This is a genomic window from Nonomuraea sp. H19, assembly GCF_052068215.1.
Lineage (GTDB): Bacteria > Actinomycetota > Actinomycetes > Streptosporangiales > Streptosporangiaceae > Nonomuraea.
Genome location: NZ_JBQHCV010000016.1, coordinates 25,113 through 43,076 on the forward strand (window position 1 = coordinate 25,113; position 17,964 = coordinate 43,076).

The following is a 17,964-nucleotide window of genomic DNA, read 5'->3' on the forward strand; positions in this document are numbered from 1 at the left end:
TCAGTGGGGGCCTGCGGCCTCCGTGCCGCAGGGCCCGCCGCCCACGGCGGGCTGCAGCTTCACCGGCTCGCCCGACATGGTGAGCGTCGGGTAGTACTCGGAGATCCGTTCCGCGGAGCGGCCCACGTAATGGCAGATGAAGCTGCGCCTGAAGCGGTCGGCCGTGCTGTTCGGCTCCGAGCCGTGCACCAGGCTGCCGTTGAAGAAGAGCACGTCGCCGGGGTCCATGTCGACGGGCACCTTCTCCAGTCCGGGCGGCGGCGGGACGTACTCCTTGGTGAAGGAGACGTCCTGGTCGGCCTCCTCCGGGCAGAACAGGTCCATCCGGTGCGTGCCGGGGACCACCTCCAGGCCGCCGTTGGCCCGGTCCACGCGGTCGAGCGCCACCCAGGCGGCCACGCACGTGCCCGGCTCGACCTGGAGATAGAAGTTGTCCTGGTGCAGCGCCTGGCCCCTGGCGCCCGGCGGCTTGAAGTAGAACATGCTCTGGGCTGCTATCGGCTCCTCGCCCAGGATGTCGCGGAGTATCGCGGCGACGCGGGAGTCGAGCAGATACCGAAGGGCCAGGTCGTTCACCTGATGAGGGTGCATGATCCGCGGATAGTCGCGCAGGATGTCGTACGGCTTTCCGGGCTCCTGCGGCTTGGGGGAGAAGTGCCCGGGGATCGGCCCGCCGGCGTGCAGCGCCATGAACTCCTCGCGCAGCGCGGCCACCTCTTCCGGCGCGAGCAGCCCGGGCACCAGCAGGAATCCCTGATCGTGGAAGTCGTTGAGCCTCATGTGTTCCACGCTAAGGAAGGGGATCGGTGAACGGTATGCCTGCAACCGCTGAGGACATGTCCGTTCCTGCTGCCGAGCTGACGATCGTGGGCCACTACGACAAGGCGCCCGGCTACGCCACCCGCCGCCCTGCCGGGTCGCCCAGCTGGCTGCTGATGTGGACGCAGGCGGGTGCCGGGTTCGTCGAGCAGGGCGGCGCGTCGTTCGCCGTGCGGGCGGGGGACCTGGTGGTGCTGAGGTCAGGGGTGGCGCAGCACTACCGGGTGCTGCCGGGGGCGGAGCGGTGGCGCTTCTGGTGGGTGCACTTCCAGCCGCGGCCGTCGTGGGCGGCGTGGCTGGGGCCGTACGCCAGGGCCGACGGGTGCCATCTCGTCGCGGGCGTACCGGTGGTCGTGCACGAGCGGATCGACCTGGCCTTCCGGCGGGCGCTCCAGGACGCCCGCTGGGTGCCCGGCGCGCCTCTCCCCGCCGAGGCTCGCACGCCCGCGGTCGTGGCGGCGGGTGCGGCCCAGGAGCTGGTGCTGGGCGCGGTCGAGGAGGTGCTCGTGCTGGCCGCCGCCTCCGCGCGCCGCTCTGACGAGGGTGACGAGCGGGTACGCCGGGTCCTCGCGCTCATCGCCGCCGAGCCCGGCGCGCCGCACTCGGTGGCCTCGCTCGCCCGCGCGGTCGCGCTGTCGCCGTCCCGGTTCGCCCACCTGTTCGCGGCGGAGACCGGCCAGCCGCCCATGCAGGCCGTCCGGCTGGCCAGGGTACGGCACGCCGCGAGCCTCCTGGAGGTGACGGACATGGACGTCGGGCAGGTGGCGGCGGCGTCCGGCTTCGTCAGCCCGTTCCACTTCAGCAGGGCCTTCAGGAGCGTGTACGGCCTGCCGCCCCGCGACTACCGGGCCCGCCTGCGCCCCCAGCCCTGAGACCGCAGGCGATGCCCGGACCCGGCTTCGGGCGAACGCGGGCTCACCGCGGCTCGATGCGGCGGCCCCCGGCGGGTCAGCGGCTGACCGGGAGCGGGCCCCTGTCAGGAGTGAAGAGCTGGTCGTCCAGATGCTCCACGGCGTACTCGATCGCCCCGACCACCACGCACTCGTCCCCCAGCGTGGAGGCGCGTACCTCGGGCATGCGCATGCACACCCGCTCCAGTCTTTCCTGCAGCCGTCCCAGGAGCACGTCGGCAGACCGGGAGAAGCCTCCGCCCAGCACCACCATCTGCGGGTCCAGGATGAGCGCCATCGCGGCCGTCCCCACCGCGAGGTCGTCGACGTACCGCTCGACCGCCGCGATCGCCACCGGGTCGCCGGCCCTGGCGGCCGCCAGCGTGTAGCCGGCGGCGTCCTCCGGCGCGGTGCCCTCCGGGACGCAGGCGCAGGTGTTGAGGTGTTCGGGGGCGTCGAACCAGCGGGACTCCGGCAGCATCACGATCTCGCCGGCCGCCGCGCCGAAGCCCCTGTGGACCTTGCCGCCGATGATCAGCCCTGCTCCCATGCGCCTGCCGACGTGCAGGAACACCACGTCACTCGCGCCCTTGGCGACGCCGCGCCTGGTTTCCGCCATGGCGGCCAGGCGGCTGTCGTTCTCGATCAGCACCTGGCAGGGGAACCTCTCGCGCAGCTTGCCCGCCAGGTCGAGGTCCCGCCAGGCGGGGACCGCGGCCGAGTAGATGACGCGGCCGTCGACGTCGATCACGCCGATGGTGCCGACCGCGATGGTCCACAGGTCGGCGACCGTCGTCCGGCTGAGCGCGAGGCAGCCGGAGACGGCGCGGTCGATCGCGGCCAGGCGCTCCTCGAGCGGGGCGTCCGGCAGCACCGGCTGCCTGGTCTCGGCGAGGATCTCGCCGTCGAGGTCGGACAGGGCGGCGCGGATGTTGTGACCTCCTATGTCGACGCCGACCAGGTAGCCGCCGTCGGAGCGGAAGCGGTAGCGGCGGGCGGGCCGGCCCATCGTGCCCTGGCTCGGCGGCACCTCCTCCACCCAGCCCAGCGCCATGAGCTCGGCGGTGACCTCTTTCATCGACGGCCGCGACAGGCCGGTCCGCTCGGCGAGCGCCGACAGGGTGAGCGGGCCCGCCCTGCGCAGCACCCGGATCGCGGTCAGCGAGTTGAGCTGCCGCAGCCGTGACAGGTCGCCGCCGCGTAGGTCCGCCATCGCCGTCCTTAACGTAGGTGTCCTCTGTAAGACGTGATTATGCCAGCGTTCGGCTCGCGGACATGTCGCCTATACGTACCGGTTTTATCGCATCAAATCCAGCGTTGACCCCTTACTGGGCTCGATGCTACTAATGAAGCGCTCCTTCGTAAGTGGAAAGAAATGAGGACCGATGTCGTTCGCGGACATCGCCGAGATCACGTACGTTCCCGACGCGGCGCGGGTGTTCGAGCACGGCTGGCAGTCGTGGAGCCCCACGGGCGCCTACCGCCTGGCAGACACGCCGCCCCGGCCCGCAGCGGAGACGATCCAGATCCTCTGCTACCGCCCCGAGACGCCGGTGCCCGCCGGGGCGTTCCAGGGCGAGGGGCTGCTGGCGGTCGAGCCGGGCGACGGGTCCGTCGAACTGTGGTCGGCGCCGAGTCCGCTCCAGGTGCCGTCGATCAGGGCGCGCACGGAAGGGGGCCGCCTGGTGATCTCCGCCGACGGCCCGGTACGCCACCACCGCGCCGAAGGCGGCCTCGGCCAGGCGCTGCGCGACTGGGCCGGCACCATGGCAGAGCCCAGGACGTTCCCCGCGGTCCCGCCCATGTGGTGCACCTGGTACGGCTACTGGGACAAGGTCACCGACGCCGACGTCCTCGACAACCTGGAGCTCGCCGCACGGCACGCGCTGCCCGCCGACATGTTCCTCATCGACGACGGCTACGAGGCCGAGATCGGCGACTGGCTGGAGCCGCGGCCCGGGTTCGGCTCGCTGGCGCGAGCCGTGGACGCCGTCACGGGAACGGGCCGGCGGGCCGGCATCTGGACCGCGCCGTTCCTGGTGGGGCACCGGAGCCGGATCTTCCGGGAGCATCCCGAGTGGCTGGTGGCGGGAGCGTACGCCGGCCACATGTGGAACCAGGAACTGGCGGTGCTCGACGTCACCCACCCCGGCGCCGCCGAGCACCTGGTGAAGGTGTTCCAGACGTTCGCCGCGATGGGCATCACCCACTTCAAGCTCGACTACCTGTACGCCGGGGCGCTCGCGGGCGGGCGGCACGAGGACCTCGACCCGATCGCCGCCTACCGGCGCGGGCTGGAGCTGATCCGCCGGGGCACCGGCGACGGGGCCACGCTGCACGGGTGCGGGGCGCCGATGCTGCCCAGCATCGGCCTGGTCGACATCATGCGGGTCAGCCCGGACATCGCGCCGACCCTGCACCCCAAGTCCGGCGACATCAGCCAGCCGTCGCAGCTCGGCGCCCGGCTCACGGGGGCGGCGCGCGAGTTCCTGCACGCCCGGTGGTGGGTCAACGACCCCGACTGCATCATCCTGCGGCCGGAGGTCGAGGCAAGGCAGGAGTGGGCGGCGCACATCGACGGCACCGGAGGGCTGCGGGGCGCGAGCGACCCGATCGCGGCGCTGGACGCATGGGGCCTGGAGACGACCAGGCGCCTCATGGTGCCCACCGCCACGGAGCCGTCATGACCGGCCCCGCCGGCGACCGGCTCACGGCGCGCGCCGCATCGGAGGCTCCGGACGCCGGAGGCGCCGCTCGCCAGGCCCCGGCGACGGACGGCGGGCCCGCGAGCGGAGAACCGGCGGCAGGTCCCCCCAAGGGCGGCCAAAACCGGGGTGACGGTCGCACGGGCGGCGGCAGGCGGAGGTGGGGGAGTGGGTGGCATGCCTATCTGTTCATCGGCCCCAGCCTCTTCGGCGTCTTGGCGTTCCTGCTGCTCCCCATGGTCATCGTCCTCGGCCTCAGCCTGTTCGACTGGGAACTGCTGTCCGCCCCCGAGTTCGTCGGACTGGACAACTACCGCCGTCTGGCCGCCGACGGCCAGACGTGGCACTCGCTCTGGGTCACCGTCGTCTACGTCCTGCTCTGCATCCCCCTCCAGACCGTCCTGGCCCTGGTCCTGGCGCTGCTGCTCAACCAGCGCGTCAAGGGCGTCAAGTTCTACCGCTCGCTGTTCGTGATCCCGTGGATGGCCACCCCGATCGTCCTCGCGCTCGTCTGGAACTGGATCTTCGACCCCCGTGACGGCGCACTCAACAGCGCCCTGGCCCTGATCGGCGTCACCGGTCCCGACTGGCTGTCCGATCCGGCCTGGGCGCTGCCGGCCGTCGCGCTGGTCAGCATCTGGCAGTACAGCGGCTACAACATGCTGTTCTTCCTGGCCGGCCTGCAGGGCATCCCGCAGGAGCTGCGCGACGCGGCCGAGACCGACGGCGCCACCCCGGCGCAGCGGTTCTGGCGGGTGACGCTGCCGCTGCTCAACCCCACGATGTTCTTCGTCACGGTGACCAACCTCATCGGTGCCTTCCAGGTGTTCGACACGGTCTACGCGATGACCGACGGCGGGCCGAGCCACAGCACCGAGGTGCTCAACTTCCGGATCTTCCAGACCGCGTTCAAGGAGTTCGACTTCGGCTACGCGGCCACGCTGTCGACGCTGCTCTTCGCGGTCATCTTCCTGGTGACGGTGGCGCAGGTCAGGTTCTTCGGCAAGCGCACCACCTACGACCTGAGCTGAGAGACCCATGACCAAGCGAATCCTGCTGTACGCCACGCTCGTGGCCGGTGCCGCCATCGCGGTCTTCCCCTATCTGCTCGTCGTGCTGACGGCTTTCAAGACGCAGGCCCAGCTCAGCTCCACCGCCCCCTGGCTGCCGGGCCTGCCGCCGACCGCGGGCAATCTCGTCAAGATGCTGGAGGGAGACTTCCCGCGCTACCTGCTCAACACGGCCGTGATGACCGCGCTGCTGACGACCGGGCAACTGGTGTTCACGACGTTCGCCGCGTACGCGTTCGCGCGGCTGCGGTTCAGGGGCAGGGACGCCCTGTTCTGGCTGTACGTCGCCACGATGATGGTGCCGAGCGCCGTCACGATGATCCCGCTGTTCCTGATCATGCGGGAGCTGGACCTGGTCAACACCTGGTACGGCCTGCTCGCCCCGTACGTGCTCGGCACCCCGTACGGCATCTTCCTGATGCGGCAGTTCTTCAAGAGCCTGCCCGCCGGCCTGGAGGAGGCCGCGCGGATCGACGGAGCCGGGCCGCTGACGATCCTCGTCCGCATCCTGCTCCCGCTCTGCCGCCCCGCGCTCGGCACACTGGCGATCATCACGGTGATCTCGTCCTGGAACAGCTTCCTCTGGCCGCTGATCATCACCAGCGGTGAGGACACCAAGGTGATCACCGTCGCGATCGCCACGCTCAAGGACGGCATCGGCGTCGACTACCACCTCATGATGGCCGGCAGCCTGATCGCGCTGGTGCCGATGGTCGCCGTCTTCATCTTCTTCCAGAAGCACATCGTCAGGTCTGTGGTCCTCACAGGCCTCAAATAAGAAGAGGTCAGCGAATGTTGAAATCCCCCCGGATTCGCTGGGCCGGGGCGCTGATGGGCGCCGCCCTGCTCACCACGGGGCTCACCCTGACCGGATGCGCGTCAGGAGAGCCGGGAGAGTCAGGGAAGGTCACCTTGACGTACCGGCTCTGGGACGACCAGCAGAAGGTCGGTTACGAGAAGGTCATGGCGGCCTTCGAGAAGGCCAACCCCGGCATCGACGTCACGATCGAGCTGCTGCCGTACGACCAGTACTGGACCAAGCTCACCGCCGACGTGGTGGCGGGCACCGCGCCCGACGTGTTCTGGATGACCCCGACCCAGTTCCCCGAGTACGTCACCAAAGGCGTCCTGACCCCGGTCCAGCTCGACACGTCGAAGTACCACCAGACCGTCGTCGGCTCGTTCACCTACCAGGGCAAGCTGTACGGCGTCCCGAAGGACTGGGGAATCGTCGGCCTGCTCTACAACAAGGACCTGTTCAAGAAGGCCGGCGTGGAGATGCCGGACAAGCTCACCTGGGCGGCGGACGGCACCGGCACCCTGCTCGACGTGGCCCGCAAGCTCACCGTCGACGAGGCCGGCAAGCACCCCGGCGAGTCCGGCTTCGACCCGGCCAAAGCCAAGACGTACGGCTTCGCCTCCTGGAACCACTACCAGACCCAGTGGATGAACTGGATCAGCTCGAACGGCGGAAAGCTCGTCGACCAGCCGTTCGGCAAGTACGTCTTCAACGACCAGGCCTCGGTGCAGGCCCTGCAGTTCGGCGTGGACCTGGTCAACAAGCACCACGTCGCGCCGCCCGCCACCCAGACGAACCCGCCCACCGGCAAGGTCACCGACATGTTCAAGGCGGGCGAGATCGCGATGTTCCCCGCCAACAACGCGCTGCTGCCGTTCGTGGCGCCCGAGGCCACGTTCGAGGTCGGCGTCGCGCCCATGCCGGAGGGCCCGGCCGGCCGGTCGGTCAACCTGAACGGCCTGGCCGAGGCCGTCTACGCCAAGAGCGAGCACCCGCAGGAGGCCATGAAGCTGGCCGCCTATCTGGGCACCGCGGAGCCGCAGAAGCTGATGGCCGACGGCGGCTATGCCTTCCCCGCGCTCAACGGCCTCAGCCAGGGCTACGTCGACTACTGGAAGTCCAAGAAGGTCGACGTCGCGCCGTTCGTCGAGGAGGCGGCGGGCTCGACCTTCCCGCTGCCGATCACCACCGGCTTCACGGGATTCGAGACGAAGCTTAACCAGATCTTCAACGAGATGTACCTCGGAAAACTCACTCCGCAACAGGCCGCAGACCAGGCTGTCGCCGAAGGCAACGCCACCGTCGAGTAAGGACCCTCATTGATCTCCCGGCGTTCTCTGTTCGCCGGGGGCGCGAGCCTGGGCATTTCCGCCGCACTGGGTGCCACACCCGTGCGCGCGGCGGCCCGGCGCGCCCCCCTGTCCGACCCCTTCCAGCTCGGTGTCGCCTCGGGCGAGCCCACGCCCGGTGGCGTGGTGTTATGGACGCGGCTCGCCATGGACCCGATCGCCCTCGACGGGCTCGGCGGCATGCCGGGCCGTCCGGTGCCGGTCGAGTGGCAGCTCGCCAAAGACGAAAATTTCCGGCATGTCGTACGCCGCGGCGTCGAGCTGGCCCGCCCCGACGCCGCCCACAGCGTCCACGTCGAGCTCGACGGGCTCGCCCCGGGCGCCGAATACTTCTACCGCTTCAAGGCCGAGTCCGAGATCAGCCCGGTCGGCCGCACCCTCACCGCCCCCGCCCCCGGCACCAAGAGCCGGCCGCTGAACCTGTCGTTCACCTCCTGCGCCGACTACCAGACCGGCTGGTTCACGCCGTACCGCAGGATGGCCGAGGACCAGCCCGACCTGATCGCCTTCCTCGGCGACTACATCTACGAGTACGGCGACTACAAGTACCCGGTCCGCGACCAGGCCGGCGGCGAGTGCCTCGACCTGGCCGGATACCGCCTGCGCCACGCCCAGCACAAGGCCGACCCCGAGTCGCAGCTCGCCCACGCGATCGCGCCGTGGGTCGTGGTGTGGGACGACCACGACATCGAGAACGCCTGGGCCGGCGACGTGCCCGAGCAGCCCGACCCGCCGTTCCTCCAGCGCCGGGCCGCCGCCTTCCAGGCGTACTACGAGAACATGCCGCTGCGCCGCGCCCAGAAGCCCAACGGGTCGTCGCTCAGGCTCTACCGCAGCATCCGGTGGGGCGCGATCGCCAACCTGCACCTGCTCGACACCCGCCAGTACCGCGACCTGTACGCCTGCACCGGCAAGAGCGGCACGATCGGCCCCGACTGCCTGGACCGCTTCGCCCCCAACAGGACGCTTCTCGGCCAGGACCAGGAGGCGTGGCTGGACCGCGAGCTGAAGCGCTCGGGCGCCACCTGGGACCTGCTGGGCCAGCAGGTCTTCTTCATGGAGATGGACTGGGCCAACGGCGAGGGCAAGGGCTACTCGAACGAGGGCTGGGACGGCTACGTCGCCTCCCGCAACCGCCTGACCTCCGCCATCGACGACTACCGGCGCAACGCCGTCGTGCTCACCGGCGACGTGCACTCGCACTGGGCCGGCGAGATCAAGCGCGACCACCAGGACCCCGAGTCGAAGTCCGTCGCCGTCGAGCTGGTCACCACGTCGGTGACGAGCGCGGGCAACGGCCTGGACGAATACCCCAACACGCAGATCCTGCTCCAGGAGAACCCGCACGTGAAGTTCTTCAACGGCCGCCGCGGCTACGTGCGCACCAGGCTCACCCAGCAGGAGATGAAGGTGGACTTCCGCTCGCTGTCCCGCATCACCGAGCCCTACGCCCCGGCCTACACCTCCGGCTCGTTCGTCATCGAGCCGGGCACCCCCAGACTCAACCCCGCCTGACAGGACCCCCATGCGCACCATCACGGCCGCCGCCGCGGCGGCCCTCATCGCCATGCCCTTCCTGCCCTTACCGAGCGCCGCCGATGCCGCCGCGGCACCGCCGATGGGCTGGAGCAGCCGCGCGCTCGGCTGCTCGGTCTCCGAGGCGTCGGTACGGCAGGCGGCCGACGGGCTGGAAAAGACCCTCGCCCCGCTCGGCTACCGGTACGTCATCGTCGACGACTGCTGGCTGGCCCCGCAGCGGGCGGGCGGCGCCCTGGCCCCCGACGCCACCCGCTTCCCCAGCGGGATGAAGGCGCTGGCCGACTACGTCCACGGCAAGGGCATGAAGCTCGGCCTCAGCCTGTCGGCGGGCGTCAAGGCGTGCGCCGGCGGCGGCCCCGGCTCGTACAAGAGCGAGGCCGCCGACGCCCAGCAGGTCAAGGACTGGGGCGTCGACTACGTCAAGTACGACTGGTGCAACGTCCCCACCACCGACTTCCCCGGCCAGAACGTCCAGCAGATCGCCCAGACCCTCTACCCGCGCATGCGCCAGGCCCTCGGCGGCGACGTCGCGTTCGCCATGAACAACGAGGACGGCAGCACCGTGCCGTGGCTGTGGGGCAAGGACGCGGGCGCCACCACCTGGCGCACCAACGTCTACAACCGGCCCATCGCCGACAGCTACGCCACCATGGTCGACATCTGGGAGTTCAACCAGCTCAGGGCCGAGTACGCGGGCCCCGGCAGCTGGGCCGACCCGGACCTCGTCCAGGCCGGGCGCGGGGGGATGACCGACACCGAATACCGCACCCAGGTCACGCTCTGGGCCATGGGCGCGGCCCCGCTGATCCTGCAGGCCGACCCGGCCAAGGCCGCACCCGCGATCGTCGGCAACCCCAAGGTGATCGCCGTCGACCAGGACCCGCTCGGCGCCCACGGCAGGTTCGTCAAGACCGACGGCTGGTACCACGTGCTGGCCAAACCCCTCGCGGGCGGCGACCGGGCGATCGCGCTGTTCAACGAGAGCGACCGCGCGGCCACGATCTCCACCCGGCTCGGCGATCGCCGCTACCGGGTCGAGGAACTGTGGAGCGGCACAGTCGCCTCCTCCACGGGGGAGCTGGCGGCCCAGGTGCCCGCGCACGGGGCGCTGCTCTACCGGGTGAGCGAGGGCCGCGAGGCGGCGCCGCCGCTGGTGACGTTCGAGGCCGACCCGCCCAGGTTCCTCGGCGACGACCGGCCGTCCGTGCTGGAGCCCGGCAAGGCCGGTGAGATCATCACCCGGGTCACGAACACCGGGGCCACCACGCGCCTGCGCGACGTCGAGGTCACGGCGGCCGCACCGGAGGGATGGCAGGTCGCCGCACGCACGCCCACGAGGACCGGGCGGCTCGACGGCGGCGAGACGTTCACCGTGAAATGGGCCGTGACACCGCCCGCCGGCGCCGCGGCGGGCGCCTACGACCTGACCTTCTCGCAGGGCGACCGGACCGCGACCGCCGTCGTGACCGTCGCCCAGGCGCCGGGGCCGGGGCGGACCTACCTGAGCGACCTGGCCTGGACCAGCGCCAAGAATCACTTCGGCCCCATCGAGAAGGACACCAGCAACGGCGAGCGGGCGGCGGGCGACGGCCGCCCGATCACCATCGAAGGCGTCCGGTACTCCAAGGGCCTCGGCGCGCACTCGCCCGCCGAGATCGAGTACTACACCGCCGGGCGCTGCTCGGCGGTCGAGTTCCAGGCCGGGATCGACGACGAGGTCGGCGCGGCCGGCTCGGCCGGGTTCGAGGTCTGGGCCGACGGCGGCCGGGTCGCCTACTCCGGCCTGGTCACCGGGACCATGCCCGCCCGCAAGGTCACCGCCTCCATCGAGGGCGCCCGGTTCGTCCGGCTGGTCGCGACCAACGGCGGCGACAACGCCACCTCCGACCACGCCGACTTCGCCGACGCCGCCATCACCTGCCAGTAAGGAGTTGCCTGTTCATGATCGTTCCCAAGCCCGTCAAGCACGAGTCCCGGCCGGGATCCTTCGTCCTCGACCACCGGGCCTCGCTCGCCGCCGACCCGGCGCTGGCCGAGGTCGCGGCCTGGCTGCGGGGCGAGCTGGCCCCCGTCATCGGCGGCGAGCTGCTGCCGGGCTCGGGGACGATCACCCTGGCGGCCGGCGACCTGCCGCCGGAGGCGTACCGGCTGACGGTGGCCCCGGAAGGGGTGCGGATCGAGGCGGGCGGGCCGGCCGGGGCGTTCTACGGCGCGCAGACGTTCCGGCAACTGCTGCCCGCCGCCGCCTTCAGGAAGGCCGCCACCGGACCCTTCACCGTGCCGGGCACGTACGTGGAGGACGCGCCGCGGTTCGGCTGGCGCGGCTGTCTGCTCGACGTCGCCCGGCATTTCATGACCAAGCGTGACGTGCTGCGGTTCATCGATCTGCTGGCCCTGCACAAGCTGAACGTCCTGCACCTGCACCTCACCGACGACCAGGGCTGGCGCCTCGAGATCCGCCGCTACCCGCGGCTCACCGAGGTCGGCGGATGGCGCAGGGAGAGCCAGACCGGCTGGAACGGCGCCATGGACGGCCGCCCGCACGGCGGCTACTACACCCAGGACGACATCAGGGAGATCGTCGCGTACGCCGCGCGCCGGCACGTCATGGTCGTCCCCGAGATCGACCTGCCGGGCCACACGCAGGCCGCCATCGCCGCCTACCCGGAGCTGGGCAACCTCGGCACACCGCTGGAGGTGCGCGCGACCTGGGGAGTCGGCCACAACGTGCTCAACGTCGAGGACAGCACGATCACGTTCTTCCAGAACGTCCTGGAGGAGGTGCTGGAGCTGTTCCCGAGCCCGTACGTGTGCGTGGGCGGCGACGAGTGCCGCAAGGACCAGTGGCGCGACAGTCCCGCGGCCCGCCGCCGCATCGCCGAGCTGGGCCTGCGGGACGAGGAGGAGCTGCAGAGCTGGGTCATCCACCACTTCGACGCCTACCTGGCCGCGCGCGGCCGCAGGCTGGTCGGGTGGGACGAGATCCTGGAGGGCGGACTCGCGCCCGGTGCGGTGGTCGCCTCGTGGCGCGGCGAACTGGGCGCGGTGGCCGCGGCCAGGAGGGGCCACGACGTGATCAACTGCTCCAACACCAAGCTCTACCTGGACTACCGGCAGGCGCCGGGGGAGGACGAGCCGGCGCCCTTCGGGACGGTGCTGACGCTGGAGGACGTCTACGCCTTCGAACCGGTCCCCGAGGAGCTGCGTGACGACCCCGCCGCCACACACGTCCTGGGCGCCCAGTGCGGCGTCTGGACGGAGCTGATCGACTCCAGCCGGCACGTCGACTACATGGCCTTCCCCAGGCTCGCGGCCTTCGCCGAGACCGTGTGGGGCCCGCCCGGCCGCGACCTGGCGGACTTCCGCGAGCGGCTGGACGCGCACCTGGCCCGGCTGGACGCGATCGGCGTGGAATACCGGCGTGCGGAGGGCCCGCTGCCCTGGCAGCGGCGGCCCGGCGTGCCGGGGCGGCCGGAGGACCCGGAGCGGTGGCAGGCCAAGATCGACGCCTGGACCAGCAACCTGCGGACGCTCTAGACGTCCACGCGCCGGATTTCCACGGGCTAGATGTCTATGGGTCCGCCGCTGCGCCAGTAGACGTTGTCCTCCCTGGACAGCAGGCACTCATCCACCAGATAGCGGCGCAGCGCCGCGTAGTCGTCGTGGAAGGCGCGCAGCGCCACGTTCACGTCCTTCTCCGGATAGCGCACCCCGGGCTCGAACACCATCGCGATGTAGCGCAGCACCACGAGCCGTTTGTCGCGGCGCATCGTCATGGTCGTCAGCCGGCCGTCCACCAGGAAGGTCCGCAGCACCCGCTCCTCGGCGGTCAGCTCCTCGGCCGGCTCGGCGCGGGCCCGCAGCAGCTCCCTGAAACGCTCCGGCGTCGCCCGCCACTCGCCGCTCTCGTCGCGGGCCGCCAGGCCGCCGCTGGCCAGCCGCTGGAGCACCTTGGGGGAGAGGCCGTCGGCGGTGCCGAGCACCAGGGAGGCGAAGGCGCGTAACGTGTCGTCCTGGTAAAGCAGCCCGAGCACGCGCCTGATCTCTTGGTCGTTCACTCCTGACATTTTGCACCCCCTAACATCTTGACCATGTTCTTAGCGCTCATGCTGGCGGCCGCGGCCGCCGTCCCGAACAACTTCCTGCTGTACGAGAAGGCCGCGGCCACGAAGGACAACGACCCCGAGACGAGCTGGTCGGCGAGCAGCAAGAAGTCGGCGGCGCTCGTCGTCAACCCGTGCCAGAAGGCCAAGCTCGGCCAGAGCGGCCGCAAGGAGGCGAGGACGCTCGTCTACACCGCCGTCCCGGACTACTCCAAGTCCGAGCAGGTCATCCTCTACTCCTCACCCGCCGCCGCGAGCAAGGCCATGCGCGACCTGGAGGCCGCGGCGCGTGCCTGCGGCAGCGCCGACTACCGCTATTCCGCCCGCGCGGTCCAGTTCGGCGACAAGGCGCTGTCCGTCACCGGCCAGGCCTACCACAGCGGGAAGCCGGCCGTCGGGGGCGAGCGGGCCCTCGTGACGCGGCGCGCGAACGCGCTGCTGATCTACACCGTGTCCGGCGAATGGGGCAAGCCCGCCACCAGCGACTTCAAGCAGCAGACGAAGGACACCAAGCGCATGCTCGCCAAAATCTGCACCATCGCCAACTGCTGATTTACTGAAATGTCTCGATCTTGGGACATTGTCATGACACCACGTCGACATCGCGCAGACGACACTGAAATCGACAGGCGTGTGCCGGGGCGCCCTTGCCAGTCCGTTCCGGCACACACCTTGTCACCTCACAGCCGGTTGAGCCCCTGCACGTGCAGCACGGCCCGGCCCTCCTCGTCCGACGCCGCCAGATCGACCTGGGCGTCGATGCCCCAGTCGCCGTCGCCGGCCGGATCCTTGATCGTCTGGCGGACCTTCCACAGCCCGCTCTCCTCCTCGATCCGCAGCAGCGCGGGCCCGCGCGCGTCGGCGTCGGTGAAGATCTCCTCGTGGTCGGCGTAGTAGGCGTCCAGCGCCGCGCCCCAGTCCACATCCGGAGCGAGCTCCCCCAGCTCGTCCTCCTTCTCCAGGGCGCACAGCTCGGCCAGCCGGAACATCGCGTTGCGCACCAGCACGCGGAAGGCCCGCGGGTTGGCCGTGACCGGGCGTACCTTGGCCTCGAGCTGCTGCTCCTGCTCCAGCACCGCGGCCGGGTTGGTGAGCTTCTCCCACTCGTCGATCAGCGAGGAGTCGACCTGCCTGACCAGCTCGCCGAGCCACTCGATCAGGTCGATCAGGTCCTCGGTCTTGAGATGCTCGGGCACCGTACGCGACAGCGTCCGGTAGGCGTCGGCCAGGTAGCGCAGCACCGTGCCCTCGGAGCGGGCCAGCTCGTAGAACTGGATGTACTCGCTGAACGTCATGGCACGCTCGTACATGTCGCGCACCACGGACTTCGGGCTGACGGTGTAGTCGCCCACCCACGGATGACCCCGCCGGTAGGTCTCGTAGGCGCCGAGCAGCAGGTCCTCCAGCGGCATCGGATACATGACCTCGGCGAGCTGCTCCATCCGCTCCTCGTATTCGATCCCGTCGGCCTTCATCTGCGCGACGGCCTCGCCCCTGGCCTTCTTCAGCTGGGCGGACAGGATCTGGCGCGGGTCGTCGAGGATGGACTCGACGATGGACACCGTGTCGAGCGCGTAGGAGGGGGACTCGCGGTCCAGCAGGTCGAACGCGGCCAGCGCGAACGTCGACAGCGCCTGGTTGAGCGCGAAGTCCTCCTGCAGGTCGATCGTGAGCCTGGCTCTGCGGCCGTGCTCGTCCGGCTCGGGGAACTGCTCGACGACGCCGCCGGCGAGCAGCGAGCGGTAGATGGCGATGGCCTGGCTGATGTGCCGGCGCTGCCACTTGCGGTCCTCGTGGTTGTCGGTCAGCAGGTGCTTCATGGCCTGGAAGCAGTCGCCGGGGCGGTTGATGACCGCGAGCAGCATGGCGTTGGTGACCTTGAACCGCGAGCTGAGCGGCTCGGGCTCGGCCTGCTGCAGCTTCTCGAAGGTGTCCTCGCTCCAGCCCACGAAGCCCTCCGGCGGCTTCTTGCGGGCGTAGCCGCGCCGCCGCTTGGGGTCGTCGCCGATCTTCGCGAGGGCCTTGGCGTTCTCGATGTCGTGCTCGGGAGCCTGGCAGGCGACGTAGCCGATCGTGTCGAAGCCCGCCCGGCCCGCCCGCCCGGCGATCTGGTGGAACTCGCGGGCACGCAGCCGCCGCACCTTGTTGCCGTCGTATTTGGACAGCGCCGTGAACAGCACCGTCCTGATCGGCACGTTGACGCCGACGCCGAGCGTGTCGGTGCCGCAGATGACCTTCAGCAGGCCGGCCTGGGCCAGCCGCTCCACCAGGCGCCGGTATTTCGGCAGCATGCCGGCGTGGTGCACGCCGATGCCGTGGCGGACGAGCCGCGACAGCGCCCGCCCGAACCGGGTGGTGAACCGGAAACCGCCGATCATCGTGGCGATGGCCTCCTTCTCGGCCTTGGTCGCCATGTTGATCGACATCAGGGCCTGCGCCCGCTCCATCGCCGCGGCCTGCGTGAAGTGCACCACGTAGACCGGCGCCTGCCCGGTCGAGAGCATCTCCTCCAGCGTCTCGTGCAGGGGCGTCATCCGGTAGGAGTAGACCAGCGGCACCGGCCGCTCGGCGTGCTTGACCACGGAGGTCGGCCGCCCGGTGCGCCTGGTCAGGTCGCGCTCGAACATCGACATGTCGCCGAGCGTGGCCGACATCAGGATGAACTGCACGTTGGGCAGCTCCAGCAGCGGCACCTGCCACGCCCAGCCGCGGTCGGGCTCGGCGTAGAAGTGGAACTCGTCCATCACGACCTGGCCGATGTCGGCCGCGGCACCGTCGCGCAGTGCCACGTTGGCGAGGATCTCGGCGGTGCAGCAGATGATCGGCGCGCCGGGGTTGACGCTGGCGTCGCCGGTCATCATGCCGACGTTCTCGGTGCCGAAGATCGCGCACAGGTCGAAGAACTTCTCCGACACCAGCGCCTTGATCGGCGCGGTGTAGAACGTGCGCAGGTCCTTGGTCAGCGCGGCGAAGTGGGCGCCCGCGGCGACCAGCGACTTGCCCGATCCGGTCGGCGTGGCCAGGATCAGGTTGCTGCCGGAGACGACCTCGATGAGGGCCTCCTCCTGGGCGGGATAGAGCGTGAGCCCCCGCTCGGCGTTCCAGGCGACGAACGCGTCGAAGATGGCGTCCGGATCGGCGTCGATCTCTTCAGGAAGGCGGTCAACTAGAAGGCTCACACCCTCTATCCTGCCGAAGTTTGCCCGATGGTCGAGCCGTGCCGGCGAATTCGGCGTCACACTCGTGCCCGGGGCCCGGTCATCAGCAGCCCGCCGAGCAGCGCCAGCACCGCGAGGAACGGCCCCCCGCCGGGCGCGAACCCGCCCACTGTCAGCGTCAGCACCCCGGCCCCGACCAGCGCCGTCGCCACGAGCGTGGCACCCTGCCCAGCGGTCCCGTACGGCAGCGCCGGCGGCGTCTCGAACCTGGCGAACCCCTTCATCAGCGGCCACATGACCAGGCACAGCAGCCCCAGCCAGAGCGGCCACCCGGCCAGCCAGAACGCGCTGCCCGGCGCGGGCGTGTCGATTCCCAGCAGGACCACGACCACCCCGGTCACCACGAACAGGGCCGGCATGTGCCACAGGTACACCGTCATGATCCGCGGCCCCGCCCAGGCCAGCAGCCGGCCCGTGGGCAGCCGCAGCAGCCACGGCCGCAGCAGCGTGGCCAGCCCGATCTGCCCGGCGCCCACGGCCAGCATGGCCAGCGTGGGCGGCGCCATGTTCGACACCGCGGCGCCCGGCAGCCCGATCATGCTGCCCGGGTACGGCCCGAACGCCACCAGCAGCGCCGCCGCCCCGAATCCGGCCACGGCGAGCAGCCACGGCCGCCGCAGCCGCCCTTCGGCGTAGAAGAAGCCGAGCTGGTGCACCGCCAGCCAGACGAACACCACGTTCAGGTAGCCGATCGCCTCGAACCCGGTCGAGAAGCGCACCACGTCCGTCAGCACGGCCCCCGCCGCCAGCGCCGCCGGGACGCGCAGGCCGTACCGCTGGTGCAGGCGCAGCGCGTACGGGGTGGCCGTGACGGCGATCAGGTAGACGGCGAGGAACCACAGCAGCTGCCCGGTCAGCCGCGCCCCCGTCTCGAGCGGCTGCTCCGGCACGCCGAACGACAACAGCACGTGGGGGAGCGGGATCCACACGGCCGCCAGCGGCAGCAGCGGCCAGGCCAGCCGCCGCAGCCGGGCCGCCAGCCACCGCGGCGCCTCGTGGGCCGAGCGGCCGAAGCTGATCGCGTTCGCCGCGCCGCCCGCGAAGAACACCAGCGGCATCACCTGGCTGAGCCACGTCACCACCCACACCCCGGGGGTGGACAGCGCGTTGCCGGTGGTCAGCCGCGCGCCGTCATAGGACAGTACCGGGATCGTCCAGTGCTGGAAGACGATCAGCGCCATGCCGAGCACGCGCAGCAGGTCGATGAACGGGTCCCGCGCCGCCGTCCGCGCGCCCGCCGGGCGGCGGGGCTCCGCGGTTGCGGCGAGAGGGCGATCCAGCAGGACGGTCATGAGGGGCCTCGATTCGGAGGGAGCGGATGGCTCAAGGCTCCCGTCCAGGACGCCGCGGCACACTGCCGCGAGCCGCCCTCTCGTGGTCAAGATCGCACCACCCCGGATGGTAGGGCTGGCCCTACTTCCGCACACCAGCGCACCCTGTCGTCACGCGGAAGGTGAGGCCCTAGCGTGAAG

General features: G+C 70.7%; 14 protein-coding genes. 9 read left to right on the forward strand and 5 right to left on the reverse strand.

Translation table 11 applies throughout. From position 1 onward, the window contains the following. Nucleotides 1-780 carry a phytanoyl-CoA dioxygenase family protein gene (locus tag ACTMTI_RS31770; RefSeq protein WP_441124325.1) on the reverse strand — a complete coding sequence of 260 codons (780 nt, stop codon included), beginning with the start codon at nucleotides 778-780 and terminating at the stop codon, nucleotides 1-3. Between the two features lie 56 nt (nucleotides 781-836). Between ACTMTI_RS31770 and ACTMTI_RS31775 the strand changes: the two genes are divergently transcribed. Then, nucleotides 837-1,691, forward strand: coding sequence for a helix-turn-helix domain-containing protein (locus ACTMTI_RS31775; RefSeq protein ID WP_441124326.1), 855 nt, complete (start codon nucleotides 837-839; stop codon nucleotides 1,689-1,691). Between the two features lie 76 nt (nucleotides 1,692-1,767). On the opposite strand, the gene ACTMTI_RS31780 is transcribed toward ACTMTI_RS31775, so the two are convergent. Beyond that, entirely contained in the window at nucleotides 1,768-2,922 is a 1,155-nt protein-coding gene (locus ACTMTI_RS31780) for an ROK family protein (RefSeq protein ID WP_441124327.1), read from the reverse strand. A gap of 172 nt (nucleotides 2,923-3,094) precedes the next feature. On the opposite strand from ACTMTI_RS31780, the gene ACTMTI_RS31785 reads away from it, so the two are divergent. Genes ACTMTI_RS31785 through ACTMTI_RS31815 form a run of 7 tightly spaced genes read left to right on the forward strand, consistent with a single transcriptional unit; the run spans nucleotide 3,095 to nucleotide 12,708 of the window. After that, nucleotides 3,095-4,396, forward strand: a complete 1,302-nt coding sequence (locus tag ACTMTI_RS31785; protein WP_441124328.1) for a glycoside hydrolase family 36 protein — start codon at nucleotides 3,095-3,097, stop codon at nucleotides 4,394-4,396. Next, nucleotides 4,393-5,445 carry a carbohydrate ABC transporter permease gene (locus ACTMTI_RS31790; protein WP_441124329.1) on the forward strand — a complete coding sequence of 351 codons (1,053 nt, stop codon included), beginning with the start codon at nucleotides 4,393-4,395 and terminating at the stop codon, nucleotides 5,443-5,445. Before ACTMTI_RS31785 ends, ACTMTI_RS31790 begins: the two co-directional genes overlap by 4 nt. A 7-nt stretch (nucleotides 5,446-5,452) precedes the next feature. Continuing rightward, on the forward strand, nucleotides 5,453-6,262 hold the full coding sequence (locus ACTMTI_RS31795) for a carbohydrate ABC transporter permease (RefSeq protein WP_441124330.1): 810 nt from the start codon (nucleotides 5,453-5,455) through the stop codon (nucleotides 6,260-6,262). Between the two features lie 14 nt (nucleotides 6,263-6,276). Further along, on the forward strand, nucleotides 6,277-7,593 hold the full coding sequence (locus tag ACTMTI_RS31800; protein ID WP_441124331.1) for an ABC transporter substrate-binding protein: 1,317 nt from the start codon (nucleotides 6,277-6,279) through the stop codon (nucleotides 7,591-7,593). A gap of 9 nt (nucleotides 7,594-7,602) precedes the next feature. Continuing rightward, nucleotides 7,603-9,147, forward strand: coding sequence for an alkaline phosphatase D family protein (locus tag ACTMTI_RS31805; protein ID WP_441124332.1), 1,545 nt, complete (start codon nucleotides 7,603-7,605; stop codon nucleotides 9,145-9,147). Nucleotides 9,148-9,157: 10 nt separating this feature from the next. Continuing rightward, nucleotides 9,158-11,098, forward strand: coding sequence for an NPCBM/NEW2 domain-containing protein (locus ACTMTI_RS31810; protein ID WP_441124333.1), 1,941 nt, complete (start codon nucleotides 9,158-9,160; stop codon nucleotides 11,096-11,098). A 14-nt stretch (nucleotides 11,099-11,112) separates the two neighbouring features. Beyond that, the gene (locus ACTMTI_RS31815; RefSeq protein WP_441124334.1) at nucleotides 11,113-12,708 is read left to right on the forward strand and encodes a beta-N-acetylhexosaminidase; all 1,596 of its coding nucleotides are present in this window, start codon (nucleotides 11,113-11,115) and stop codon (nucleotides 12,706-12,708) included. 26 nt (nucleotides 12,709-12,734) lie between these two features. Here the strand turns inward: ACTMTI_RS31815 and ACTMTI_RS31820 are convergent, their stop codons facing one another. Beyond that, nucleotides 12,735-13,238 carry a DUF2087 domain-containing protein gene (locus ACTMTI_RS31820; protein WP_441124335.1) on the reverse strand — a complete coding sequence of 168 codons (504 nt, stop codon included), beginning with the start codon at nucleotides 13,236-13,238 and terminating at the stop codon, nucleotides 12,735-12,737. Nucleotides 13,239-13,262: 24 nt separating this feature from the next. On the opposite strand from ACTMTI_RS31820, the gene ACTMTI_RS31825 reads away from it, so the two are divergent. Beyond that, nucleotides 13,263-13,826, forward strand: a complete 564-nt coding sequence (locus ACTMTI_RS31825) for a hypothetical protein (RefSeq protein ID WP_441124336.1) — start codon at nucleotides 13,263-13,265, stop codon at nucleotides 13,824-13,826. Between the two features lie 128 nt (nucleotides 13,827-13,954). Here the strand turns inward: ACTMTI_RS31825 and ACTMTI_RS31830 are convergent, their stop codons facing one another. Beyond that, nucleotides 13,955-16,462: a DEAD/DEAH box helicase gene (locus tag ACTMTI_RS31830; protein ID WP_441124527.1), complete on the reverse strand. Its 2,508-nt coding sequence runs from the start codon at nucleotides 16,460-16,462 to the stop codon at nucleotides 13,955-13,957. Nucleotides 16,463-16,509: 47 nt separating this feature from the next. Further along, on the reverse strand, nucleotides 16,510-17,784 hold the full coding sequence (locus ACTMTI_RS31835; RefSeq protein WP_441124337.1) for an acyltransferase family protein: 1,275 nt from the start codon (nucleotides 17,782-17,784) through the stop codon (nucleotides 16,510-16,512). Between the last annotated feature and the right edge of the window lie 180 nt (nucleotides 17,785-17,964).